The following is a 23,182-nucleotide window of genomic DNA, read 5'->3' as shown; positions in this document are numbered from 1 at the left end:
GGGATAGGGCTTCCCGATACCTCCCTTCGGAAACTGTCGGCCACGTGAGGCAAACTGTCATGGTGACTTCAAATCTCCAACACCAGTCAGCTGACTCCGCCATCCACGCCCAGATCGCCGCCGAGCTCGGCGTCAAGGCCTGGCAAGTCAAGGCCGCGGTGGAACTGCTCGACGCCGGATCCACCGTCCCGTTCATCGCCCGCTACCGCAAGGAAGTTACCGGGACGCTCGATGACACCCAGCTCCGCGACCTCGAAGAACGGCTCAGATACCTGCGTGAGCTGGAGGAACGTCGTAAGTCCGTGCTCGAGGCGATTGCCGCCCAAGGCAAGCTGACTCCGGAACTGGAAGCCGCCGTCGTCGGCGCTGATACCAAGGCACGTCTGGAGGACATCTACCTCCCCTTCAAATCCAAGCGCCGCACCAAAGCCCAGATCGCCCGTGAAGCCGGGCTGGAACCGCTGGCCGACGTCCTGCTCGCCAACCCGCAACTGGACCCGGCTGCTGAAGCCGCCAAGTACCTGAACGCCGAGCACTCCATCGACGACGCCACCATGGCGCTCGCAGGCGCCCGCGCCATCCTGGTGGAGCGTGTCGGGCAGGACGCCGACCTCGCCGAGGACCTCCGCGAACGCCTTTGGAAGCAGGGACGCATGGTGTCCCGCGTCAAGAAGGGCATGGAGGCCGAGGGCCAGAAGTTCAAGGACTACTTCGAGTTCACGCAGGTGCCCTCCGGCATGCCGTCGCACCGCGTGCTCGCGCTGTTGCGTGGTGAAAAGGACGGTGTCCTGGAGTTGGATCTCGCCGAGGCGGACCCGGCCGACGACGACGCCCTGGCCGCCGCCCGCGGGAAGTACGAGAACGCTGTGGCCAAGTGCCTCGGGGTCGCCAACCAGGGGCGGCCCGCCGATACCTGGCTGACGCAGACGGCCCAGCTTGCCTGGCGGGGACGCATCCTGGACCGCCTCACCACCGACCTTCGCGGACGTATGTTCGCCGACGCCGAAGATGAAGCTGTGCGCGTTTTCGCCGCCAATCTGCGCGATGTCCTGCTGGCCGCTCCTGCGGGCAACCGCTCCACGCTCGGCCTGGACCCGGGGCTCAGGACAGGTGTGAAGGTGGCCGTCGTGGATGGCACTGGCAAGGTGGTCACCACGGACACCATCTACCCGCACGCCCCTGCGAAAAAGTGGGACGAGGCGTTGGCCACCCTCGGCCGGCTCGCCAAGCAGTACAACGTGGAACTCGTCGCCATCGGCAACGGAACGGCTTCCCGCGAGACGGACAAGCTGGCCACGGAACTCATCAAGTCCCTCGAAGCCGCCGGATCCAAGGGGATCCAGAAGCTGGTGGTGTCCGAAGCCGGAGCATCCGTCTACTCCGCTTCAGCGCTGGCGGCGTCCGAACTTCCCGGGATGGATGTTTCCCTCCGCGGTGCAGTGTCCATTGCACGCCGCCTTCAGGATCCGCTGGCGGAACTGGTCAAGATCGAACCGAAGTCCATCGGTGTCGGTCAGTACCAGCACGACGTCACGGCCGCGAAGCTGGACCGTTCACTGGATGCCGTGGTGGAAGACTGCGTGAACGCCGTGGGTGTGGACGTCAACACGGCCTCGCCCGCACTGCTAAGCCGGGTGGCCGGCGTAGGGCCCTTGCTCAGCGAGAACATCGTGGCCTACCGGAATGAGAATGGGCCTTTCGCCAAGCGCAGCGACCTCAAGAAGGTCCCGCGCTTGGGTGCGAAGGCCTTTGAACAGTGCGCCGGCTTCCTTCGGATCACCGGGGGAGCGGAACCCTTGGATGCCTCCAGCGTGCACCCGGAAGCGTACTCCGTGGCCCGCAAGATCCTGGTCGCAGCCGGAGGTGGACCCGCTACGTCCCTGGATCCGCAGGCGTTCGTCGATGGCACTTTCGGCCTGCCCACGGTCAAGGACATCATGTCCGAACTGGAGAAACCTGGCCGCGATCCGCGTCCGGCTTTCAAGGCGGCGTCGTTCTCGGAGGGCATCGAGAAGATTTCCGACCTCAAGCCCGGCATGATCCTCGAGGGAACCGTCACCAACGTGGCCGCATTCGGGGCCTTCGTGGACGTCGGAGTCCACCAGGACGGCCTTGTCCATGTGTCGGCGCTGTCCAACAAGTTTGTTTCCGATCCGCGTGAAATCGTGAAGTCCGGTCAGGTGGTCCGGGTCAAGGTCCTTGAGGCAGACCCTGAGCGTAAGCGCATCTCCTTGACGTTGAGGCTCGAAGACGAACCGGGCACCGCGGGCGGCCGCGGCTCCGGTGGACGTGCTTCGGGTGGACGGGATTCCGGAGACAGGAATTCGGGTGGTCAGCGTTCCGGCCAGCCTGGCCAAGGGGCGCCGCGGCAGGGCCAGGGCGATCGTCGTCAGGGCGGCGCGCGGCCAGGCAAGCCCCAGCAGGCTCCGGAGCCCGCGAACACCGCCATGGCTGAAGCTCTGCGCCGGGCCGGTCTCGGCAAGTAACTCCTACAGGCCCGCCGTCCTGGCTTCCCACGCCACTGCCTCCGAGGGCTGCAGCGCCGTGGGAAGCCAGCGGCCGATGCGCTGGAAAGCCTCGCGCCGGATGGGTTCGGGGGACAGGAAGATGTCGTGGAACGCGTTCGGCAGCCGGCTCACTGTGACAGTGTCCGCCAAGGACAGCGAACGGTGGGCGACGGCGTCGACATTCAACGCGACGTCGGCTGTGAGGGCGTCGGCTGACCATTTCGGTTGCAGGTAGCTCTTGTCCGAGAGCATGACGAGCACCGGTACGTCGATGCCAAGGCCGGCCGCAACGGTGGCCTGCCCGCGGAACACGGCGTCAAGGAATGCAGGCGTAACAGGGAAGCCCCGGTCCGGCCGCCAGTCAAGGTTGTACTCCCATTCGCCGTCGAGCGTAGCTGATACGGCACGGGTGTAGATGCCCGGATCCACCGGCGGCAGGGGTGCCAGCGGGTGGAGCTTTGCGTGGAGCCCCACCAGGGGTGCAATCGCGCGCCTGCCGAGTTCCGTGGCCTGAAATTCCAGCCAGGGGCTATTGAGGATCAGGGCCGACGCCATGCCAGGGTGGCGGGATGCCCACAGACTGAGCGTGAGCCCACCGGTGGAGTGGCCCAGCAGAATGAGTGGGCGGTCCTCGCCAGGAACACCGGAGCGGCCCATGGCTGACAGGGCGGCCGCGATGTCGGCGTCGTAGTCGGCCAGGTTGGTGACAAAACCCGGAACGCGTCCCGGCGCCAGGCTGCGGCCGTAGTTGTGCAGATCCAGGGCGTGGAAGCGTGCACCGGCCCGGTGCCAGAATTCGGCGACGTGGCGCTGGAAGAAGTAGTCGGACCAGCCGTGCACGTACAGGACATCTGCGTCGAGGCCAACGCCATCCGGGGCATCCAACCATTGCGGGCCGGAGCCGAGATACCGGACCAGGGTGGCGACAGCACCGCCGTCGAGGTTCAGCGTCTGCTGCTCAAAGCCTTCGCCAAGAATGTCCGGGCTCCACGGCTGCGTCATGCGTCCTTTTCCTTCTGCCACGGCCAGCGGCCCGTGATTTCCAATTCAAGGGAGAAGCTAAGGAACGTCCGGATCAGCACGATAATTGCCAGGACGCCGACGCTTTCGAACGTTGGAGTGACCGCGACCGTGCGGATGATGTCGGCGGCCACCAGGAGCTCAAGGCCCAGGAGGATGGACCTGCCCAGCAGTTGCCGGTACGAGCGGTACGGGGAGAACGGCGTGAGCCCGCGAGCCCGTTTCGGTTGGTAGCCACGCAGGGCCAGGGGGACGGATACCAGGGCGCCGATCACCATGACTGCCACCCCGACGGCGTCCATGTACCGGCCGACTTCTTCGATGACGTGCTGGAAATCCATGGCCCTCCTCCATAGCTGCGTGCCTCCACCGTCTCACACAACAAATAGCGACGGCGGCAGCCAGGTTCCGTTGAAACAGAACCTGGCTGCCGCCGTCGTGCGTTGTTCGAACGTTCCGCTACTCCGCGGGCGCCGGGACCGGGAAGAACACCCGGGGGTCCTGCAGCAGTGCGGGGTAGTCGAAATCGGAGCGCTTGATCACGTTGGTGACCTCGAAGTTGCGGGCAAACCGGCCATCGACCGTGATGGGTCGGCCTTGGATGAGCCCGACAGCGAAGGTTTGCCCGCCGTCGAACGGGACAGCGAGCTCAGTCTTGCCGGGCAGGGTGTTGAAGGCCTGCTCCTGTGCCTGGCGTTTCCGAGTCGGCTTCTTCTCGCGCTGCGCGACGGGACGCTTCTTGGGGGCGCCGACGTGCCGGCGGGAATTCTCCTCTGCGTACACAAACTGGTACTCATCAGGGTCTGCGGCCGGGATGGCCTTGGACTTGCCGTGCGGGGGCATGCTGACCGTGGTGAGCTGCTCCGGGCGGAGGTCCTCCACGTTGGCGCGGAGGATCAACAGGGCGTCCTCCTCCGGATCTTCGGGGTGGAACTCGTGCTTGGGTTCCGGCCAGATGTACTCGAGCTTTTCCTCGGCGCCGGGGAAAACATCGGCGTAGAACTTGGGGTCCTTGCCGAGCAGCTTGGAGCGGTGGCTGAGGTGCAGGTCCTCGTGTCCGAGCCATGGCGGCATGATGATCCGGGACGCGTAGTCAGGGTGTGCCGCCTGAGGCGCGAACTCCGCGATGTTGTCCCGCGTGTTGTCCGGGTGGCCGCGTTCCATCCACTCGTCGGCCATCGCGAGGCCGTAGAGGGTCAGCGCCGGGACGTGGCCCATCCACATGCGGACGGCGGGGTGCTGCTGCCAACCGTACTCCGGGATCACCAACGCGCGGAGGACCTGGAGTGCTTCGACGCGCTGTTTGCCGAGCCTTGAAGTGTCGAGCGCCGCGGCACTCTCACGGAAATCGGCGAAAGGGAGGAAAGTCTGCATCCTTTCAGTTTGAGGGTGCCGGGCGTGAGAACCAAGTTGAGTGCTCCGGGACACGTGCCATTGATGGGGCCTAGAGTTGCAGGGTGGAAACTTTTGACGAGAAAACTGTCACCACGGCGCCCCCGGTTGCCGAACTGCACCTGCACATCGAAGGGACTCTCCAGCCAGAGCTGATCTTTGCCCTGGCCGAACGAAACGGCATTGAACTGCCGTACGAAGACATCGAAGAACTCCGGGAAGAGTACGAGTTCACGGACCTGCAATCCTTCCTGGACCTCTATTACGCCAACATGGCCGTCCTGCAGACCGAGCAGGATTTCACGGACATGACCCGCGCCTACCTGAAGCGGGCCGCCGCTGGGGGAGTGCGCCACGCGGAAATCATGATGGACCCCCAAGCCCACGTATCCCGGGGTGTGGCACTGGAGACCTGCGTCAATGGTGTAGCCAACGCGCTGGCAACCTCTGAAGAGGACTTTGGTGTTTCGACCCTCCTCATCGCCGCTTTCCTGCGTGACATGTCCGAGGAATCCGCCCTCGAAGTGTTGGACCAGCTCCTGGCCATGCACGCACCGATCGCGGGCATCGGGCTGGACTCCGCAGAGGTGGGCAATCCGCCGTCGAAATTTAAGCGACTGTACCAGCGTGCCGGCGAGGCGGGCTTGCGGAGGATCGCCCACGCGGGCGAAGAGGGTCCGGCGTCGTACATCACCGAGGCGTTGGACGTGCTTCACGTCGAGCGGATCGACCACGGCATCCGCTGCATGGAAGACACGGATGTCGTGCAGCGGCTCGTCGCCGAACAGGTGCCCCTCACAGTCTGTCCTCTCTCCAACGTGCGGCTGCGCGCGGTGGACAAGCTGGCTGACCACCCGTTGCCGGAGATGCTGGCCATCGGTTTGAACGTCAGCGTGAACTCGGATGATCCCGCCTACTTCGGTGGCTACGTGGATGACAACTTTGAGCAGTTGGCCAAGGTTTTGGAGTTCTCGGTTCCGGAGCAGGCCACGTTGGCGGCCAACTCCATCCGGTCCTCCTTTGCCAGTGACGCCCGGAAGTCGGTGCTGTTGGACGAGGTGACGGAGTGGGTCAAAGCCTCGGTGCCGCACCCCTAGAGGCCGACAGCCGAGACCGGTAAATCACTTGCGGCACCCGGGATGTCACACTCGGTCACGACACACGGTGTTTACCATTTGCAGTCGTGGGAATTAACAATTCATTGGCAAACTGCAATGGAGTATCCACCGTTGAAGGAGAAGCATGGGCGCCAACACCGCCGAGAACACCAACCTTCGTCTGAAGGCCGTACTGGACATCCTCGCTGAAGGCGTGTGGTCCGAGACAACCCTCAACGCCGGCGAAGTCCTGGCCGAAGCGATCGTCCGCGTACCTTTCAATGACCACGAGGCTGAACTCCTCAGTGGCGGCATTCCCCGCGGCCACAAGACCCTCACTTCGGCGTCGGCCAAGCTGGTCAAGGCCGGCTGGCTGGTCAAGGGCCGCTCGGGTTGGACCATTCCGGACGACGGCCTGCGTGCGACGGTCGCCTTCCCGGATGTCTCCGCTTTCGGATCAGCGCTCGACGCCGGAACTCCGGTACCTGCCGACGTTCCGGTTCCGACGGCCCCGCCTGCGAAGCCCCAGGCTAAAAAGGCGGCGGCACCGAAGCGTGCGGTTTCGAAGAAGGCAGCTGAACCCAAGGCCGCGGCGGTGAAGGCCGCGCCGGCAGCGAAGAAGGCCACCACCCGCAAGGCGCCGGCCAAGACGAAGGCGGCTGCCGCCGTCGAGACCGTGCCGCAGCCCGGGGCTGTCGCGATTGCCGGTGACTTCAACAAGATCCTTGGAGCACCCGAGGACTGGGCTCCGCAGTACGACGAAGCCCAGATGGAATTCAATCCCTTGGTCCAGGTGTGGACGCTGACGGCTGAACTGCCCGCCGGCTTCTACACCTACAAGATCGCGCTGAACCGGTCGTGGGACGAGAACTACGGTGCGTTCGGTGCCCGCGATGGTGCCAACCACGAGTTGAACCACGACGGCGGCCCGGTCACCATCACGTACAGCCACGTGACGCGGGACATTGTGATCGGCTAAGTCTTTTCGCCGGTTCGAAACCTGCCCTTGTTCGCTTTGCTCACCGTTGAACGGCGAGTGGGACGAACAAGGGCTGGTTTCGTTAAGGTGGGTCCATGACTGACGAAACCGTTCGCCTCACGGCCCGCGTCACCGGCGTTGTCCAAGGTGTGGGTTTCCGCTATTGGACTGCCCGGAAAGCGGACGAGCTCGGCGTGAAAGGGACGGTCCGAAACAACCATGACGGCTCTGTGGAGTTGGTCGCCGAGGGAACTGTCTCCGATGTTGAACACCTCGTGACATGGCTCCAGTCATCGCTGGCCCCGGGCCGCGTGGCGGACGTTGACTTCAGGGTTTCCGAGGCCACAGGGGAGTTCGATACCTTCCGGATCGTGGATTAGGAGCCGCCGGGGCCCGGTGACGCAGTCATGAGTCCGGATTCCTTGGCAGCCAGGAGCAGTTCCTGGTCATACGCCACCATGGAGTCCACTTGCAATCTGATGGCGGTCGCCAGATGAATTGCGTCCGCACTCCGAAGTTGCCCGGGCAGCGCCGAGGCAAACATCAAATCCGTGCGGGTGACATCTACAAGGTTGAGGCCGGCAAGAACATCGTTGACTGAATCAAAGGGCAGGCTGCGGCGGCGTGCTGCGCAGTGAAGCTCGGTATAGAGGAGCATCGACGTCACCAAGTGGCCTCCCGCGACCCGGACTCCTTGGAGATGGGCGGCCAGGGCTTCGGATTCGTGCTCTTCCACAACAAGCTTCAGAATCGCGGATGTGTCCGCGTAGACGATCACCGATCCCCGCGCAGATCAGACAGGATCCCGGTTGTAGTCATGTCGCTGCTGACGCGGGGCAGGGTGCGGAAGTCCACAGGTGAAGGACTGGCTGGTCGGACACTACCGGCTTGGAGCAGCCGCTCAAAGGGTGAAGCCGACGGGGGAATGAGGGTGGCTGCCACCTCGCCATTGTTGGTGACGTCGATAACTTCGCCATTCCTGACGCGTTCCAGAATCTTACTGCTCTGGTTGCGCAGTTCCCGGTGCGGAATAGTTGTCATCATCACCCTCCGTAGCAATCGTAGCACTGTGCTCAAGAGCCGGAGGGCTGGCTTAAAATATATAGACTGGTCTATTATTCAGGCATGGCTTCCTCATACCCCAAAGGACTCGCAACCCGGCAGCGCTTGGTCGACTCCATGCTCGCCCTCATCCAGCTTCACGGCTATCACGGAACGGGGCTCAACACAGTGCTGGCGCGATCCGGGGCCCCAAAAGGCTCCTTGTACTTTCATTTCCCGGAAGGAAAAACCGAACTCGGGATCGCCGCTGTGGCTCTGGCGGGCGATCAATTCGCTGAGCTGATCGGCAGGGCGACCACCACGGCTTCCTCGCCCAACGCCGTGGTCGACACCCTGGTCGCCGAACTCAAGGGCATTCTGGAAGCAAGCGACTATCAAGCCGGTTGTCCGGTCTCGTCCGTTGCCTTGGACACAGGGTCTGGGAACGAGCCGCTCAGGGAGGCATGCGGCCAGGTCTATGACGCCTGGGTCAGCGCAGTGGCCAGCTATCTGGCGACGTTCGGGCTCGGGAAAGAGCAGGCGCAGCCTGTGGCGACATCGATGATCTGCCTGGTGGAGGGCTCCCTCATTCTGTCCCGCGCCCACAAGTCCACCCAGCCCCTGGACGCTGCTGCCGGGACGCTCAAAATGCTGATGACAGCAGTTCACAGCGAGGCCAGCGCATGAGCTCCCGGCACGCTCTCGTATTCGGCGCCACGGGCCACATCGGAAAATGGCTGGTCCGCGAACTCTTGCAGCAAGGCGTGACTGTCACGGCCGCCGTGCGCACGGAAGATTCCTTCCACCGGCTGGCTGGGTGGCTGGCAGGGCACGACGCCAACGGAACCGCAACGCAGGTACTCGTGGACTTCAGTGCGGGCGACTTGGGCCTCGATCCGACGTCGGACGATTTCGGGTCCGTGACTGAAGTCCACAACGTCGCCGGCGCCTTCGCCTTTGGCATGACTGCCGAGGCGGCCTATGCCGCGAACGTGACCAGCGCCGAGCGTGTGGTTCGCTTTGCCGCGAAGCTGCCGGCGCTGACCAGGTTGGTGCATCTGTCCGGTTACCGGGTGGGCGGCCAGAACCCGGCCGAGGTGCCCTGGGATGACTCCCGCCGCGCCAAGGACTACAAGCGCCTGGGCGCTTACGAGGGGTCCAAGGTGGAATCGGACGCCGTAGTGCAGGCAACCGCGCGTTCCTTGGGCGTTCGGTTCACCATGGTCAACCCGGCCACCGTGATCGGGGATTCCGTCAATGGCGAGTCCGGGCAGGTGGTGGGCCTCGCCTCCAGCGTGCTGGAGCTCTTCCGTGGAAAACTGCCCGTGCTGCCGGGCAATGAGCGCACGTTCGTCCCGGTGGTCACGGCCGACTATCTGGCTTCGTTCATGGCGCTGGTCCCCACCACGCCCGAAGCGGAAAATGCCTCCTACTGGGTGCTCGACGACGCCACACCGCCGTTGCCGGAGCTGCTGGGGATGCTGGGGGAGCACCTCAACGTTCGGGTCCCATGGCTGAAGATCCCCAGCGCCTTGCTGAAGAAGCTGCCCGCCAAGCTGACTGGGGCAGACCCGGAGACATTGTCGTTCCTGTCCGACGATGGATATCCGACGGCGGACGCGGTCGCCTTGGCGGAGGCGGGCGGGTTGCGCCACCCGCCTGTCGAGACTGCCTTGAAGCGCTGGGCCGACTATTTGGTGGCGGCCGTACCTGCAGCAAGAGAGGGCCGCGTAGCCTCGATGTAGTGCTCCAGCGGCTTCAAAGCCGGCTGCGATGAGGCATCCCGAACAGCGTCCGCGCCCACGGCGTTGGCCACGGCCAAAGCATGCGCATAGTCCAGGCCGAACTGGACGGCCAGGACCAAGGCAGCGCAGAAAGCATCCCCGGCTCCGATGGTGTTGGCAATGTCCGTGACACGTACGGCCGGGGCCTCGGCGACCCGTTCGCCGTCGACGAAGATCGCCGAGCCGTCGCCACCGTACGTGACGGCAACCAAAGGCGCGTTGCGAAGGGCCGGGATCAGCTCATACTCAGTCTCGTTCACGATCACCAGGTCGCACCGCTCCAGGAGCTCAGGGAGGATCGGCGCTGCAGGGGCGGCGTTCAGGGCGAAGAATCCCTTGGCCAGCCGAGCGGCTTCCAGGACAACATCCTGGTCGACTTCGAGTTGGCAGAGGACAGCCTCTTCGGCGCCGAAAGTGACACCGTCCAAGGCCACGGAGCCGTTGGCGCCCGGGCACACCACAATCTGGTTCTCGCCCTCGCTGTCCACCAGCACCAGTGCTGTTCCCGTGGCCGCATCCACCCGGGCAATGTCCTGAACGTCGACGCCGGCACCTGCCATTGCCGTGATGAGGCTGAGTCCGGCGTCGTCTTGGCCCACTGCCCCCACCATGCGGGACGTGCCCGCGAGCCGGGCCGCCGCTACCGCCTGGTTGGCGCCTTTGCCGCCGGGCTGCTGGCGGAGGACGCCGCCGCCGACCGTTTCACCCGGCGATGGGAGCCGGCCCGCGGTGGCCGTGATGTCGAGGTTGATGCTGCCCACCACGGTAAGGGAAGAGGGCGCAGCAGGCTGGGGGGACGTGCTCATGGAAGGTCCTTTTCGGGAGTAAGACAGGGAAGGAATCAGGAGGACTGGATGACGGAGAGGTGCCCGGCCTTGGCTGCCACGAGGCATTTGGCGAGGTAGAACTCGTTGCCGTTCCGGCGTACGTATTGGGTGAGGACCAGTACGGGGTCGGATGGGCGGAGTCCCAGCAGCTTGGCGCGGCTGGGACCGGCGGTACTAAGGCTGATCTGGCATTCGCCGGGGCCAAGGGAGGCACCGGGAAGTCCGGCGAGGACCTCCAGCAGCGTGGAGGCCGAAAGTGTAGGAGCCTCTGCCGCTTCCGCGAGGGCCTCAGCTTCGGGGATTCCCTGCGAGACATTTTCCTGCAGGTGCGCCACGGGCTCGCCGTTCCGGATGAGCACGCTTTCCCAGAACCACACGTCTTCGTCGGGCTGGACGCCGATACCAGGCGCCACGAATTCAGACGCCGGTTGCTTGATGGCGGCTACGCGTTTGACCTGGATGTCCTGGTCGGGGCCACCAAGAAGCTGATCGAACGGGCGGATGTGTTCAATGCCGATGCGGGGGAGTGAATCGGCCACGAAGCGCCCAACGCCGCGTCGTGCCCTGGTCAGGCCGTCCTCTTCCAGCAACATCAGCGCTTCCCGGATCACGGTGCGGCTGACGTCCATCATGGTGCCCAGCTCGGTTTCCGTGGGGAGCAGCGAACCGGGCGGCAGGATCTTGGTCCGGATGGCTTCGGCGATGCGGGAGTAGGCCGCGACGCGCAGGGGCTGCCCTGGTTGGGTGGCGATGGGTCGGGACAGGAACTGGACGGCATTGTCGGTCAAGGGTGCCTCACTTGAGATGGGTTACCGATACTGTACCGGATGACTGTGACAGGTTGCACAAGCTCGTAATACATGCTTGTATAACAACTCACATCTCATGGCGCCGCCCCGCGCCTCGGACAAAGGAGTTTGATGTGAACATCCCCACCGCCACAGGCCAGCAGACTGTGGACCCGCAGGCCCCAGCCGCAACCGAACCTGCCAAAGCCGCGGAGCACGGCCGCTTCCAAGGCAAGGCCGCCGCGCTGCTCATCACCACGCTGGTGCTTGCCGTGCTGGCCTTCCAGCTCAACGCCAGCATGATCACCCCGGCACTCCCGCACATCGGCTCCTTCTTCGGCGAGACACCCGAGGCCGTGGCGCAAGTGCAGTCGATGTTCTTCCTCGCCGGCGCCATCTCCGGTCCTGTGATCGGGCGCTGGAGCGACTTCATCGGCAGGCGCAATGCACTGCTGTTGGTCCTGGCCATCATGGGTGCCGGCACGGTGCTCTGCATCTTCGCGCCCACACTCCCGCTGCTGGTCACCGGCCGGTTCATGCAGGGTGTCTCCAGTGCCATCTTTGCGCTCTCCTACATCGTGCTCAACGAGTACTTGCCCGCCCGACTCTTCGGCACCTCGATCGGCATCATCGCTGCCATCAACGGCGGCGTCGGTGGCGTTGACGGCTACTTCGGTGGGCTCATGGCCGAGACCCTTGGCTTCCAGTCGATCTTTGTTGCCGTGCTGGTACTGGCCGCGATCGCCGTCGTCTGCGTCATCAAGGTGGTCCCCGGCGGCAAGTCCGCCGTCGCACCCGGCCGGATGGACTGGTGGGGCGCAGGTTCGCTGTCCGTGTTCCTGGTCTTCATCACGTACTTCGTCTCCACGGGTTCCTCCGCCGGGTGGACCTCACCTGCCGCACTCGGCTTGCTCGCTGGCAGCATCGCGTCCTTCACGGCCTTCTGGCTCATTGAAAAGAAGCGCGAAACCCCGCTGGTGGCAGTCCACCACCTCCGTTCACGCCAAGTCTGGCCCGTTATCGCCACCACCGTGCTGACGCTCGCGGGCATCTTCGCCATCATCAACTTCACCGTGGTGCTGCTGAGCCAGGACAAGGAAAACGGCTTCGGACTGACCGCCTCGGTGGCCGCACTGCTGTTCCTGACTCCTGCCGCGCTCATCGGTGTGTTCGCTGCTCCGCTGGCCGGTTGGATCGCCGACCGACGCGGCTGGATCAAGACGGTCCGCGTCGGCACCGCCACCAGCCTGGCCTGCGCCATCGTCGCTGCCCTGTTCGCCCACAACCAGATCGCTGTCCTCATCGCCATCGCAGCCCTGGGCATCTTCTACAACGGCTTCTTCCTGACTGCCATCAACGGCCTGTCCGTCCTGCTGTCGCCCAAGGAAGCGCCCGCCGCTTTGCCTGGCATCAACGGTGCCTCCTTCGGCATCGGGGCGAGCCTCGGCGTCGTAGTCGTCGCCCCGTTCGCGGGTCTGGGCACCGCAGCCGGGTACTCCACGGCCCTCTGGATTTCGGTGTCCATCACGGCCCTCGCCTTCGTTGTCAGCCTGTTCATCGCCGCTCCCAAGGGCGAAAAGATCTAGCGCACGACGCCGGCACGCGGCTCCCGCGTGCCACTCACCGCAGCTTCGCACCACTCCACAGAACAAGCCGTCCGCTCCACCTGAAACGAGAGACCATGACACAGCGCCCCATGACAACGGGCACCGCCGCCCCCTTCTTCCTTGACTGCGATACCGGCATCGATGACGCCCTCGCCCTGGCCTACCTCCTGGCCTCGCCGTTGGCGGACCTCGTGGGCATCGGCACAGTGAGCGGCAACGTCAGTGCGGCCGGCGGAGCCCGGAACACCTTGGACCTGCTGAACCTGGCCGGCCACCCGGACATCCCCGTGGCGATCGGTGCGCACGATCCGCAGGTGGGTACTTTCCACGGCGGTGCACCGCATGTCCACGGGGACAACGGCATCGGCGGCGTGGACCTGGTTCCTTCGGACCGCGAACCGGTCCAAGCTTCTGCTGCGGAACTCCTTGTCCAGTTGGCCCACCAGTACGCGGGGGAATTGCGTCTGGTGGCCATCGGTCCGCTGACCAACATCGCCGAAGCCCTGCGCCTGGAACCCAAGCTGCCTGAGCTCATTGCCGAGGTCACCATCATGGGCGGAGCGGCGCTGGCGCCGGGGAATATCACCCCGGTGGCCGAAGCCAACATCGCCAATGATCCCGAAGCCGCCGCCGAGGTCCTGGCGGCTGACTGGAACGTGACCCTGGTACCCCTGGATGTCACCATGACCAACGTCCTGGAGGAGAACCACCGCCAGGAACTGCTTGCTTCGGAGCACCCGGTCTCGCAGGCGCTTGGTGAGATGCTGGGTTACTACTTCGGCTTCTACGTGGATATTTTCGGCCGGGCATGCTCGGCGATGCACGATCCCCTCGCTGCCGCCATTGCTGTCCGGGGAGTGGAGCTCGCCGTGGCACCCACGGTCCGGGTCCAGGTGGACACCACCGACGGACCGGGCCGCGGCCAGACGGTCTGCGATCTTCGCGGACTCTACGTCGGACTGCCGGATCAGCGCGGTGCCCGCTGCCGCGTGGTCCTGGAAATCGGTGAGGACTTCGCGCCTCACCTGCTGGGTACCCTGCAGGCAGCCTGGCTTTCCGAGGAGCAGGAGACTGTGCCCGTCGCCTAACTGGCGGGAAACTGAAGGATTGACGACGACGGCGGCAGCGGCCCGCCGTCGTCGTTCGCCTTTAAGCGGTGCTGTCCTTGGCCGGCTACGCGTACATGAGCGAGCCGGGTGTGGTGAGCTTCTGCCCGGTTTCGAGCCAGGTCTTGAGGCCGGAGAGGATCATCGGCCAACCGCCGTAGAGCTGGTCGTTTGCGCCTTCGCGGAGCTGATCGTGCGTGACTGTGAGATGGCATGAATCGCCGACGGGCTCGATTTCCCAGGTGATCCGCGAGGTCCCCTCGGCTTTCACATCCTCGCCCCAGAGTGCGCGCATGGTTTGGACGAGGCGGCGCGGGGGATCGACTTCGATGTTCTCGCCCTCGCCGAGCGGTGCGTCCGCTTTCACGTTGTGCATCTCGAAGCGGCTGCCCGGCGTCCAATCCGACGTCAAGGTGTTCCCGAACTGGTACTTGCTGCGGATTTCGCTGTCCGTGATGGCTTCCCAGAGCAGTTCCGGAGTGGTCTTGATGTAAATCTCGAAGATCTTTTCCATGGGACTTTCCAATCTGGATTTGAGGTCGCTGAGGGCAGCGGCCCATGGTTCTGCGTATTTACTCACCCAACGATCGTGGATGAGGCGGATGGGTACCGGGTTCAGGAAGTGCAGCTTTTCGCGTCCCCGACGGCGGGTGACCACTAATCCCGCATCCTCCAGCAGCTTGAGGTGCTTGGCGATGCCGAAACGGGTCATCTCGAACCGGGCTCCGAGGGCTGTGGCGGGTTGGCCATCCTCGCGGAACAGCTCATCGAGCAGTTCTCTGCGGGTTGGGTCTGCCAAGGCCTTGAACACGGCGTCCATGGCATCAGAATAGGTGACTATTTGGTCACGTGTCAACGGTTTTCTGCTGCAAGGTTTCGCAGGGTCTTTAGACTCCGATAGTTTCCACGGCACATCGGAAACTTGATAGCACCATGACTCCCTTTCGCCCGTAACTACGGCAGAATCTCACTCCGAAAGTCCCCGCATCAGGCTGAAATCCTTGAATTTGAGCCGTTGATGTCACTTCCGGGTTTCCGATACCCATCTGTTGTTATTGCGTAAACTTTACGATAGTTTCTCACTGTGATGTGCGTCGCACTTTGGTTCAGGGCGACGAAGGCCGAGTGAAGGACAATGATGACCATCCACCCTGACGACTTGCGGACTGCCGAGGCGCGGCTGCAACGATTGCATCAACGACTAGGCGGCATTGCCTACGGCGGGGATTACAACCCGGAGCAGTGGCCACGCGAAGTGTGGCTCGAGGACGCCAAACTCATGCAGCAAGCCGGAGTGAACCTGGTGACCCTGGCGGTCTTCTCATGGAGCCGGCTGGAAACCAGCGACGGAGTTTTCGACTTTGCCTGGCTGGACGAGGTCATGGACCTGATGCATGAACACGGCATCGGCGTCGACCTGGCAACACCGGACGCCGTACCACCGGCCTGGCTCGTGGAGCAGCACCCCGACATCATGCCGGAGCGCGCCGATGGCAGCATTTTCGGCTTCGGATCGAGGCAGCACTTCGACGTCTCCCATCCCGTATACCGGGCCAAGTCGCTGGCACTCGCGGAAAAGATGGGGGAGCGCTACGCCAGCCATCCCGCACTGCGCATGTGGCATATCGGCAACGAATACGGTCCAGCCTCCTACGGTCCATGGGCGGAGAAAGCCTTCCGGGCATGGCTGCAGCGGAAGTACGCATCGCTGGAGGAACTGAACGAGGCCTGGAGCACCGCCGTGTGGGGCCAGCTCTACTCTGACTGGAAGCAGGTACGTGTCCCCGCCCAGCCCCGCACCTGGTCCAACCCGTCACGCCGCCTGGACTTCCACCGCTTCACCTCGGACAGCATGCTGGAGCACTTCACGGCCGAGCGGGATGTCATCCGCCGGCACAGCCCGGACTTGCCGATCCTCACCAACTTCATGCGGTTCTACAAGACCAACGACTATTGGGCCTGGGCGGCCGAGGAAGATGCTGCAGCCCTGGATATCTACCCGGATCCGCGCGAGGAAGATGCCCACATTGCCGCCGCGTTGAACTTCGATCTCATGCGCTCATTGCGTCACGGCCAACCGTGGATGGTCATGGAGCAGGCCACGGGAGCGGTCAGCCAATGGTCCGTCAACGTCTCCAAGCTGCCAGGCAAGATGCGCCTGGGCTCCTATCAGGCCATTGCGCAGGGCGCGGATTCCATCCTCTTCTTCCAGTGGCGCCAAGCCAAGGGCGGAACGGAGCGGTATCACTCGGCCATGGTGAACCATGCTGGCCCGAACACGCGGATCTTCCGTGAAGTGTGCCAGCTGGGACAGGAACTCACGTCATTGGGTGACCTGACCGGGACCAGGTCAACGGCCAAGGCCGCGATCGTCTTCGATTGGGACTGCTGGTGGGCTCTGGAACTGGGCAACTCGCCGCGTTCCGACCTGAACTACGCCCAGGAAGTCCTGCGTTTCTACCGACCGCTTTTTGACGCCAACATCACCGTCGATTTCGTCAACGCCAACAGCGACCTGTCCGGGTACAACCTGGTGATTATGCCGGCGTCGTATCTGCTGACGGACGCCGCCGCCTCCCGGTTCGAGAACTATGTGGCCGGCGGCGGACGGCTGGTGGTCTCATACCTGTCCGGTGTCGTGGACCAGGACAACACCATCCGACTCGGCGGCTACCCAGGGGCCCTGCGGAACGTTCTGGGCGCGTGGAGCGAGGAAATGCATCCGCTCGCCGGGGATGGTGAGCAAGTAAAGCTCTCAACGCCCGACGGCGGTACCTCCTCCGCGAGCTACTGGACTGAGCACCTGCACGCCGGGACGGCCGAAGTCCTGGCCAGCTACTCGTCGGGCCGTTTGGCGGGGTCGCCCGCGGTCACCCGCAACAACTTTGGCCGCGGAACTGCACTGTACCTGTCGGCACGGGTCGATGCCGGGCTCCTCAACCAGTTCCTCGACGACGAACTCCGCGCTGCGGGCGTGGAGCCGGAACTCAAGGCACCTACGGGAGTCCAGGTCCGCCGTCGTGCTGGCAGCAGGGCTGACGGCACCGCCAAGAGTTTCCTCATGGTGCTCAACCACAACGACGCGCCGTCCAGCGTGGACGTGCTCGACGGCGGCACGGACCGGATCAGCGGACGCCCGGTCACCGGGCCGGTTGAGATCCCGGCGAACGGCGTCCTGATTCTCGACGAAACTATAGAACGGGCGGCGGACTGATGGCATTACGACTGGACGTTCCGCCCGAGGTAGTACCGGGTCCGGGACCGAAGGAACCGAAGAAGCGTCGCGACAAGCCCGGAAGCTGGAAGCTGGCCATCAAACGCGATTGGCGTTTGTACACGCTGCTGGCGCTGCCGCTGCTGTACCTCTTGATCTTCAGGTACTTGCCGATGGCGGGCAACGTGATTGCCTTCCGCCAGTTCCAGCCCGGCGGCAGCATCTTCGGTGAGAAGTGGGTTGGCCTCAAATACGTCACGCTCTTCATCAACGATCCCAGCTTCTGGCAGGCGTTCCAGAACACCATCATCCTGGGTGTTCTGACCTTGGTGTTCTGCTTCCCGATGCCCATCATCTTCGCGCTTCTGCTCAACGAGTTGAGGTCGCAGAAGTTCAAGAAATTCGTGCAGACGGTGGCCTACCTGCCGCACTTCATGTCCGTGGTGATCATCGCCGGCATGATCCTGCAGAACTTCTCCATGAACGGCACCGTGAACCAGATCGCGGAATCCCTGTTCGGCACCACGGTGAATTTCACCCAGGACCCCGGCTGGTTCAGGCCCATGTACATCAGTTCCGAGGTGTGGCAGACCATGGGCTGGGGAGCGATCCTCTACCTTGCCGCGCTGACGAGGGTGGACGAGTCCCTTTATGAGGCGGCGCGCATTGATGGCGCCAACCGCTGGCAGCAGACCTGGCACGTAACGCTTCCTGCCATCAGGCCCACCATCATCACGCTGCTCATCCTGAACATCGGCACGTTCATGGCGGTTGGATTCGAGAAGATCCTCCTCATCTACAACCCGCTCAACTACGCAACCTCAGACGTCATCTCCACCTACCTGTACCGGGTAGGCCTGGAATCCAGCAACTTCAGCTATGCGGCTGCCATCGGAATGTTCGAATCCGTCATTGGCCTCACGCTGATCCTCTCAGCGAACGCGATCTCCAAGCGCGTCGCAGGAACGAGCCTGTGGTGAACAAGACAGCTACTGCAATTCGGGGCGTTGCAGCCCAAGGTGTCCTGGTGAAGGACATGAAAGTCTCCCGCGGCATGCGGATCTTCCGGGCTTTCAACCTGGTGTTCCTGTTGCTGGTGGTGTTCCTGACGGTGTACCCGTTCCTGAACATCATTGCGCAGTCGTTCTCCAGCGAAGGGTTCATCAACGCCGGGCAGGTCAACCTGTTCCCGATGGGGTTCAACACCGAGACCTACAAGTTGATCCTGGCCGACTCCACGTTCTGGAACAACTACGGCAACACCGTCCTCTACACGGTGGTGGCCACGGCGATTTCCATGGTGCTCACCACGGCCTTCGCGTACGCCATCGCCAAGAAGGACCTCAAGGGGCGCAGCGTCTTCATTGGACTGGCCGTCTTCACCATGTTCTTCAATGGTGGGCTCATCCCCAACTACGTGCTCATCAGTTCCATGGGAATGCGGGACTCCATCTGGGCCGTGGTGCTGCCAAACGCCATCAGCGTGTTCAACCTGCTCATCATGAAGTCGTTCTTCGAGAACATGCCCCGCGAACTGGAGGAAGCGGCATCGATTGATGGGCTCACGCAGTACGGCATCCTCTTCCGGGTGGTGCTGCCGCTCAGCAAAGCCATCATGGCCACCATGGTGTTGTTCTACGCCGTGGCCAACTGGAACTCCTGGTTCCAGGCCTTCCTCTACCTCGACAATCCGGATCTCTTTCCGGTCACCATCTACCTGCGCAACATGATCGCCGGAGTCACCACAGCGGGCTCGGCCGGCGGCACAGCGGAAAACGTCGGCCAGATCGCCGCCAACATCCAGTCGGTCACCATCGTCCTGACCGTCATCCCCATCCTTTGTGTCTACCCCTTCGTCCAGAAGTACTTCTTCTCGGGCGTGATGCTCGGCTCCGTCAAGGAATAAGCCTTATGAAAGGACATCCAATGATCCACACACCTGAGTTCCGCACGCGAGAGTTCCGCCGGCGGGATTTCCTTGGACTCGCATCCGTTGTCACCATCGGACTGATGATGACCAGTTGCGACACGGAAACCACCGAAAAGGTGGACACGTCCAAGTCACGAAACGGCGCGATGGACAGCTTCAGTGTCGGTGACACGTTCAAGGCGACGGTGCCGTTGACCTTCACCTTCCTCTTCTCCGACCAGCCCACCTACCCCTACAAGAAGGACTGGTTGCTTCTCACCAAGATGGCCAGCGACAACAACGTCACGTTGGAACCCACCATCGTGCCCAACAGTGACTACGAACAGAAGCGCAGCCTGCTGATCAGCTCCGGCAGCGCACCGGAAATCATTGCGAAGACCTATCCGGGCCAGGAGTCCGCGTTTGTCTCCGCCGGTGCAATCCTGCCGGTCAGCGACTACGTGGACCTGATGCCGCACTTCCAGGAAAAAGTGAAGAAGTGGAAGCTCGAACCTGAGATTGAAGCCCTGACCCAGGAAGACGGTAAGTACTACGTCCTGCCCGGCCTGCACGAGGAACTGTGGCCGGACTACTCACTGTGCTTCCGCAAGGATGTGCTGAAGAAAGAGGGCCTTTCGGAGCCGACCACCTGGGACGAATTCCGCGAAGTGCTGCGGTCGCTCAAGAAGGCCTATCCCGACGTCGTGCCTTTCTCTGACCGCTTCAAGGGCGACAGTGTCCTCAATATCGGCGCACCTTCCTTCGGAACCGTGGCAGGTTGGGGGCTGGTGGACGGACTGCTGTTCGATGAAGACAAGAAGGAATTCGGCTTCGCGGCAGGCTCGGACAAATTCAAGGAACTGGTCACCTACTTCAACTCCCTGGTCTCAGAAGGGCTGATGGACCCCGAGAGCTTCACCCAGACCGACGACTCCGCGATCCAGAAGTTCGTGTCGGGCAAGTCCTTTGTGATCAGCGCGAACTCGCAGAACGTCATCACGTACCGCACCTCGATGGAGCAGTCGTTGGGCAAGGGCAACTTTGAGATCGGCAAGATCACCGTTCCGGGAGGCCCGGCCGGCGACATCATCGGTGGTACCCGTCTTGAAAACGGGCTCATGCTGAACTCGTCCGTGAAGGACAAAGACAGCTTCGTGGCGCTCATCCAATACATCGACTGGTTGTTCTATAGCGACGCCGGGCAGGAATTCAGCAAGTGGGGCGTGGAAGGCACCACCTTCACCAAATCCGGCGGTAAGCGTCAGCTCGCAGCTGACATCAACTTCCAAGGACTCAACCCGGCAGGCAGCAAGGACCTGAGGGTGGACTACGGCTTCTCCGGTGGCAACTTCGCCTACGGAGGCGCCACGGAGCTGCTGCACTCCACCTTCAACGACGAGGAACTGGCTTTCCAGAAGGCCATGAAGTCCAAGAAACCGCGTGCAGTTGCTCCGCCGGTGCCGTTCAGCGACGTCGACCGCGAGCAGGCCACCCTGGCGCTGACCCCGCTCAAGGACCATGTGAAGCAGAACGCCCTGAAATTCATCACCGGTCAGCGCAGCCTCAGCGAGTTCGACGCCTACGTCAAGGAGCTCGACAGCAAGGGTCGGACTAAATACGTTGAGCTGGCGAACAAGGCCTACAAGGCCTACGCGGACAAGAAGTAGTTCTTCTGATGGCCGCGAAAGAGGCACAGTACGGAACCGGGCCGTTGTTCAAGGCGGCCAGCACCGTGTACGGCGTCATGGTGGGTGGCGCGTTGCTGGTGCTGGTCAACCTCTTGGTGGTGCTCATGCCGCTGCTGCTGGGGGTGGTTGGTCCTGCTGCGTTGCTGGGTTTCGTGTTGGTTGGACCCTCCGTTGTGGCTTCCTGCTACGCGTTCAACCGGCTTTTGGCAGGCGAGGACAGCGGTGTATTCAACGACTTCATGAAGTCGTACCGGAGCAACTTCGTCCAGGCAGTGGTGGTGTGGCTGCCCTATGCCGCCCTCCTTGCAGTCATCGGCGCGAATCTCACCAGCCTGCCGGGCAGCAATCCTGAAACGGTTGCTGCCCGGATCGGGCTGGTGGGGCTCGGGGTCCTGGTGGGCACGGCTGCCGTTCACGCGATGCTGCTACTGGCCCGTTTCAGTTTCCGCACGCTGGACATCTACCGGCTGTCCATCTACAGCATTGGCGCGCGGAAGCGGGTAGCACTCGGGAATGCGGGGATCCTCTTTGTTGCGGGATTCGTGCTGATGTCCACCACTGTGTGGTTGATCCTGTTCTTCTGCGGCCTGATCGTCTATCTGCTGTGCCTGAACTCCCGGCCACTGCTGGCGTTTGTGGAGAAGAGGTTCACCGTGGCCGCAGAAGTTTCCGCACACGGATCCTCCCCGGTGGGCTAGAGGTTCGTCCGCACCACAGCACCTTGGGCGATCACCGTGCTGACCTTTTCCAAGGCCGAGCCATCGGTCAGGGGATCCGAATCCACCACCACGACGTCCGCCATGGAGCCGCGGACCAAGCGACCAACGTTTTCGCCGCGTCCCAGCAAACGCGCCGCATTGGTGGTGGCTGCCTGCAGCGCCTCCAACGGCGTCAGTCCGGCTTCGGTGAGCAAGCGCGCTTCCGTGCCGATCGGCGTCACATCCGTTCCGAAGGAGTCGGTGCCGGCCACAATCGTGACTCCAGCGTCCTTGGCTGCGCGCACTGCGGCCTGAAGAATCGGGGTGTACTCCGTTCCGCGTGCGGCCAGGATCGGGTTGGAGGAGCGGGCCATGCTGGTGATGGCGTCCATGGTGGGTGTGAAGAACGTGCCGCGCCGAGCCATCTCCTGGATGGTCTTTTCCGTCATGAAGACGCCGTGCTCGATGCTGCGCACTCCCGCGCGGACTGCTCCATCGATTCCTTCGGCGCTATAGGCATGGCAGAGGACACCGGCGCCCTTAGCTGCCTTGACGATCGCACCGATCTGGTCCACGTTGTAGACCAACTCGCGGGGATCCTGTTCGGGAAGGCCAGCCCGCGGGTTGGCACGGGTCTTGATGACTTCGGCTCCGCGCTTGAGGTTGATGCGGGTCAGGTACGCGAGGTCCTGCGGCTCCTTGACGCCACCACTGAGCGTCGCCAAGGGTGCCAAATCCGGATCAGCCAGGAGGGAATCTCCCTGATCCGGTGAGATAAACAGCCCCGCCGGAGTCATCCGGGGGGAGAGGCCAGGAGCCCACGACGGCAGGGCGGCGAGGGCAATGTCCTGGTAGAAAGTGCTCGAACCGCTGCGTACGCTGGTGGCTCCGCCTTGCAGGAGGGCGCGGGCATCGGCCAGTGCATTGGCGTGGACGTGGGCATCGACGAGCCCTGGAAGGACCCATTTGCCCGAGGCATTGAGTCGACGGGCACGGTTGGCGACGGCGGCAACAGCTTTACGTGTTTCGTCCCGGGTGCCGACGGCGGTGACCTTGCCGCCGTCGAGCACTACCACCCCGTCTGTCACAGCACCGCCGGTCTTCGGGTCCACGACTGTTCCACCCTCGATGATGAGCGCCTTCGTGGTCAGTGGACGGCCGGGATAGTTCGGGCCCGAGGGGGCGTTGTCCGCAAGGGCAGCAGGCGCCGATGCCAGCTGCGCAGCGATGCCGGCCACGGAGATGCCAGCCAGAGCTGCAGCTCCGGCGAGGATGCCTCGGCGGGGCAACTCACCCTGGGGCTTGGGTGCTGAGGTGTGATCGTGAAGGCACATTGTTGGACTCCTGGGGAACGAGCTGCTGGGCCGCTACTTGGCCCCGGTTTAGCATTTGGTATTCCAGAATGCCTCACCTCGTTGCGTGACGCAAGCAATAGCAATGAACTTTGCGCTGCTATTGAATGCTTGGTATGCCAAAATGTGGGTCGGATTGTTGGGGACGTTGGGATCCTCTTCATCGCGGTTTC

Annotated in this window: 22 protein-coding genes; 13 read left to right on the top strand and 9 right to left on the bottom strand. The window is 63.3% G+C overall.

From position 1 onward, the window contains the following. Positions 1–59: 59 nt before the first annotated feature. A complete protein-coding gene (locus tag ACSSVG_RS04350; protein ID WP_492417527.1) occupies positions 60–2,486 on the top strand; it encodes a Tex family protein in 2,427 nt (808 codons plus the stop codon). Between the two features lie 3 nt (positions 2,487–2,489). Here the strand turns inward: ACSSVG_RS04350 and ACSSVG_RS04345 are convergent, their stop codons facing one another. The 3 genes from ACSSVG_RS04345 to ACSSVG_RS04335 form a co-directional block, all read right to left on the bottom strand. Beyond that, on the bottom strand, positions 2,490–3,509 hold the full coding sequence (locus ACSSVG_RS04345; protein ID WP_492417525.1) for an alpha/beta hydrolase: 1,020 nt from the start codon (positions 3,507–3,509) through the stop codon (positions 2,490–2,492). Further along, a complete protein-coding gene (locus ACSSVG_RS04340) occupies positions 3,506–3,868 on the bottom strand; it encodes a DUF1622 domain-containing protein (protein ID WP_231341189.1) in 363 nt (120 codons plus the stop codon). The genes ACSSVG_RS04345 and ACSSVG_RS04340 overlap by 4 nt, the downstream gene beginning before the upstream one ends. A 118-nt stretch (positions 3,869–3,986) precedes the next feature. Then, a complete protein-coding gene (locus tag ACSSVG_RS04335) occupies positions 3,987–4,901 on the bottom strand; it encodes an MSMEG_6728 family protein (RefSeq protein WP_492417523.1) in 915 nt (304 codons plus the stop codon). An 83-nt stretch (positions 4,902–4,984) separates the two neighbouring features. Between ACSSVG_RS04335 and ACSSVG_RS04330 the strand changes: the two genes are divergently transcribed. The 3 genes from ACSSVG_RS04330 to ACSSVG_RS04320 all read left to right on the top strand — a co-directional run bounded on the left by ACSSVG_RS04330 (position 4,985) and on the right by ACSSVG_RS04320 (position 7,375). After that, positions 4,985–6,016: an adenosine deaminase gene (locus ACSSVG_RS04330; RefSeq protein ID WP_492417521.1), complete on the top strand. Its 1,032-nt coding sequence runs from the start codon at positions 4,985–4,987 to the stop codon at positions 6,014–6,016. A gap of 145 nt (positions 6,017–6,161) precedes the next feature. Further along, positions 6,162–6,995, top strand: a complete 834-nt coding sequence (locus ACSSVG_RS04325; RefSeq protein ID WP_492417520.1) for a pullulanase X25 domain-containing protein — start codon at positions 6,162–6,164, stop codon at positions 6,993–6,995. Positions 6,996–7,090: 95 nt separating this feature from the next. Continuing rightward, on the top strand, positions 7,091–7,375 hold the full coding sequence (locus tag ACSSVG_RS04320; RefSeq protein WP_231342537.1) for an acylphosphatase: 285 nt from the start codon (positions 7,091–7,093) through the stop codon (positions 7,373–7,375). Here ACSSVG_RS04320 and ACSSVG_RS04315 read toward each other — a convergent pair. Together ACSSVG_RS04315 and ACSSVG_RS04310 are read right to left on the bottom strand one after the other, a co-directional pair. After that, entirely contained in the window at positions 7,372–7,773 is a 402-nt protein-coding gene (locus tag ACSSVG_RS04315; RefSeq protein ID WP_231342530.1) for a type II toxin-antitoxin system VapC family toxin, read from the bottom strand. The two genes, ACSSVG_RS04320 and ACSSVG_RS04315, sit on opposite strands and share 4 nt — an antisense overlap. Next, positions 7,770–8,039, bottom strand: coding sequence for a type II toxin-antitoxin system Phd/YefM family antitoxin (locus ACSSVG_RS04310; RefSeq protein WP_231342524.1), 270 nt, complete (start codon positions 8,037–8,039; stop codon positions 7,770–7,772). Before ACSSVG_RS04310 ends, ACSSVG_RS04315 begins: the two co-directional genes overlap by 4 nt. Positions 8,040–8,120: 81 nt before the next feature. Here ACSSVG_RS04310 and ACSSVG_RS04305 point away from each other — a divergent pair, with 81 nt between their 5' ends. Beyond that, on the top strand, positions 8,121–8,723 hold the full coding sequence (locus ACSSVG_RS04305) for a TetR/AcrR family transcriptional regulator (protein ID WP_492417518.1): 603 nt from the start codon (positions 8,121–8,123) through the stop codon (positions 8,721–8,723). Beyond that, entirely contained in the window at positions 8,720–9,781 is a 1,062-nt protein-coding gene (locus tag ACSSVG_RS04300) for an SDR family oxidoreductase (RefSeq protein WP_492417516.1), read from the top strand. The genes ACSSVG_RS04305 and ACSSVG_RS04300 overlap by 4 nt, the downstream gene beginning before the upstream one ends. On the opposite strand, the gene ACSSVG_RS04295 is transcribed toward ACSSVG_RS04300, so the two are convergent. Both ACSSVG_RS04295 and ACSSVG_RS04290 read right to left on the bottom strand, forming a co-directional pair. Beyond that, positions 9,727–10,626: a ribokinase gene (locus tag ACSSVG_RS04295; protein WP_492417514.1), complete on the bottom strand. Its 900-nt coding sequence runs from the start codon at positions 10,624–10,626 to the stop codon at positions 9,727–9,729. The genes ACSSVG_RS04300 and ACSSVG_RS04295 overlap by 55 nt on opposite strands. Positions 10,627–10,661: 35 nt before the next feature. After that, positions 10,662–11,435 (bottom strand): GntR family transcriptional regulator, encoded by a 774-nt coding sequence (locus ACSSVG_RS04290; RefSeq protein ID WP_231342514.1) that lies wholly within the window; start codon positions 11,433–11,435, stop codon positions 10,662–10,664. A 134-nt stretch (positions 11,436–11,569) separates the two neighbouring features. On the opposite strand from ACSSVG_RS04290, the gene ACSSVG_RS04285 reads away from it, so the two are divergent. Together ACSSVG_RS04285 and ACSSVG_RS04280 are read left to right on the top strand one after the other, a co-directional pair. Continuing rightward, positions 11,570–13,021: an MFS transporter gene (locus tag ACSSVG_RS04285; protein ID WP_492417512.1), complete on the top strand. Its 1,452-nt coding sequence runs from the start codon at positions 11,570–11,572 to the stop codon at positions 13,019–13,021. Between the two features lie 95 nt (positions 13,022–13,116). Beyond that, positions 13,117–14,130: a nucleoside hydrolase gene (locus ACSSVG_RS04280; protein ID WP_492417510.1), complete on the top strand. Its 1,014-nt coding sequence runs from the start codon at positions 13,117–13,119 to the stop codon at positions 14,128–14,130. Between the two features lie 85 nt (positions 14,131–14,215). Here the strand turns inward: ACSSVG_RS04280 and ACSSVG_RS04275 are convergent, their stop codons facing one another. After that, positions 14,216–14,968 (bottom strand): ArsR/SmtB family transcription factor, encoded by a 753-nt coding sequence (locus ACSSVG_RS04275; protein WP_231342506.1) that lies wholly within the window; start codon positions 14,966–14,968, stop codon positions 14,216–14,218. A 318-nt stretch (positions 14,969–15,286) separates the two neighbouring features. Here ACSSVG_RS04275 and ACSSVG_RS04270 point away from each other — a divergent pair, with 318 nt between their 5' ends. From ACSSVG_RS04270 to ACSSVG_RS04250, 5 genes are read left to right on the top strand one after another with little or no spacing between them, the layout of a single operon-like run. Continuing rightward, entirely contained in the window at positions 15,287–17,362 is a 2,076-nt protein-coding gene (locus tag ACSSVG_RS04270; protein WP_492417508.1) for a beta-galactosidase, read from the top strand. Then, positions 17,362–18,342, top strand: a complete 981-nt coding sequence (locus ACSSVG_RS04265) for an ABC transporter permease (protein ID WP_492417505.1) — start codon at positions 17,362–17,364, stop codon at positions 18,340–18,342. Before ACSSVG_RS04270 ends, ACSSVG_RS04265 begins: the two co-directional genes overlap by 1 nt. Positions 18,343–18,398: 56 nt before the next feature. After that, the gene (locus tag ACSSVG_RS04260; RefSeq protein WP_159703507.1) at positions 18,399–19,268 is read left to right on the top strand and encodes a carbohydrate ABC transporter permease; all 870 of its coding nucleotides are present in this window, start codon (positions 18,399–18,401) and stop codon (positions 19,266–19,268) included. Positions 19,269–19,273: 5 nt separating this feature from the next. After that, positions 19,274–20,938, top strand: a complete 1,665-nt coding sequence (locus ACSSVG_RS04255) for an ABC transporter substrate-binding protein (RefSeq protein ID WP_492417503.1) — start codon at positions 19,274–19,276, stop codon at positions 20,936–20,938. A gap of 8 nt (positions 20,939–20,946) precedes the next feature. Further along, entirely contained in the window at positions 20,947–21,657 is a 711-nt protein-coding gene (locus ACSSVG_RS04250; protein WP_492417501.1) for a YesL family protein, read from the top strand. On the opposite strand, the gene ACSSVG_RS04245 is transcribed toward ACSSVG_RS04250, so the two are convergent. Then, positions 21,654–22,991, bottom strand: coding sequence for an amidohydrolase family protein (locus ACSSVG_RS04245; protein WP_492417499.1), 1,338 nt, complete (start codon positions 22,989–22,991; stop codon positions 21,654–21,656). The genes ACSSVG_RS04250 and ACSSVG_RS04245 overlap by 4 nt on opposite strands. Between the last annotated feature and the right edge of the window lie 191 nt (positions 22,992–23,182).

The sequence above is a fragment of the Paenarthrobacter sp. E2MeOHC11 genome (assembly GCF_058744955.1).
This window is presented reverse-complemented; position numbering and strand designations above follow the sequence as displayed.

Excerpts from the sequence above, each read along its gene's own strand:
- ACSSVG_RS04350 (WP_492417527.1), top strand. The coding sequence starts at position 60 with ATGGTGACTTCAAATCTCCAACACCAGTCAGCTGACTCCGCCATCCAC.
- ACSSVG_RS04345 (WP_492417525.1), bottom strand. The coding sequence starts at position 3,509 with ATGACGCAGCCGTGGAGCCCGGACATTCTTGGCGAAGGCTTTGAGCAG.
- ACSSVG_RS04340 (WP_231341189.1), bottom strand. The coding sequence starts at position 3,868 with ATGGATTTCCAGCACGTCATCGAAGAAGTCGGCCGGTACATGGACGCC.
- ACSSVG_RS04335 (WP_492417523.1), bottom strand. The coding sequence starts at position 4,901 with ATGCAGACTTTCCTCCCTTTCGCCGATTTCCGTGAGAGTGCCGCGGCG.
- ACSSVG_RS04325 (WP_492417520.1), top strand. The coding sequence starts at position 6,162 with ATGGGCGCCAACACCGCCGAGAACACCAACCTTCGTCTGAAGGCCGTA.
- ACSSVG_RS04320 (WP_231342537.1), top strand. The coding sequence starts at position 7,091 with ATGACTGACGAAACCGTTCGCCTCACGGCCCGCGTCACCGGCGTTGTC.
- ACSSVG_RS04310 (WP_231342524.1), bottom strand. The coding sequence starts at position 8,039 with ATGATGACAACTATTCCGCACCGGGAACTGCGCAACCAGAGCAGTAAG.
- ACSSVG_RS04305 (WP_492417518.1), top strand. The coding sequence starts at position 8,121 with ATGGCTTCCTCATACCCCAAAGGACTCGCAACCCGGCAGCGCTTGGTC.
- ACSSVG_RS04300 (WP_492417516.1), top strand. The coding sequence starts at position 8,720 with ATGAGCTCCCGGCACGCTCTCGTATTCGGCGCCACGGGCCACATCGGA.
- ACSSVG_RS04295 (WP_492417514.1), bottom strand. The coding sequence starts at position 10,626 with ATGAGCACGTCCCCCCAGCCTGCTGCGCCCTCTTCCCTTACCGTGGTG.
- ACSSVG_RS04280 (WP_492417510.1), top strand. The coding sequence starts at position 13,117 with ATGACACAGCGCCCCATGACAACGGGCACCGCCGCCCCCTTCTTCCTT.
- ACSSVG_RS04275 (WP_231342506.1), bottom strand. The coding sequence starts at position 14,968 with ATGGACGCCGTGTTCAAGGCCTTGGCAGACCCAACCCGCAGAGAACTG.
- ACSSVG_RS04270 (WP_492417508.1), top strand. The coding sequence starts at position 15,287 with ATGACCATCCACCCTGACGACTTGCGGACTGCCGAGGCGCGGCTGCAA.
- ACSSVG_RS04265 (WP_492417505.1), top strand. The coding sequence starts at position 17,362 with ATGGCATTACGACTGGACGTTCCGCCCGAGGTAGTACCGGGTCCGGGA.
- ACSSVG_RS04260 (WP_159703507.1), top strand. The coding sequence starts at position 18,399 with ATGAAAGTCTCCCGCGGCATGCGGATCTTCCGGGCTTTCAACCTGGTG.
- ACSSVG_RS04255 (WP_492417503.1), top strand. The coding sequence starts at position 19,274 with ATGAAAGGACATCCAATGATCCACACACCTGAGTTCCGCACGCGAGAG.
- ACSSVG_RS04250 (WP_492417501.1), top strand. The coding sequence starts at position 20,947 with ATGGCCGCGAAAGAGGCACAGTACGGAACCGGGCCGTTGTTCAAGGCG.
- ACSSVG_RS04245 (WP_492417499.1), bottom strand. The coding sequence starts at position 22,991 with ATGTGCCTTCACGATCACACCTCAGCACCCAAGCCCCAGGGTGAGTTG.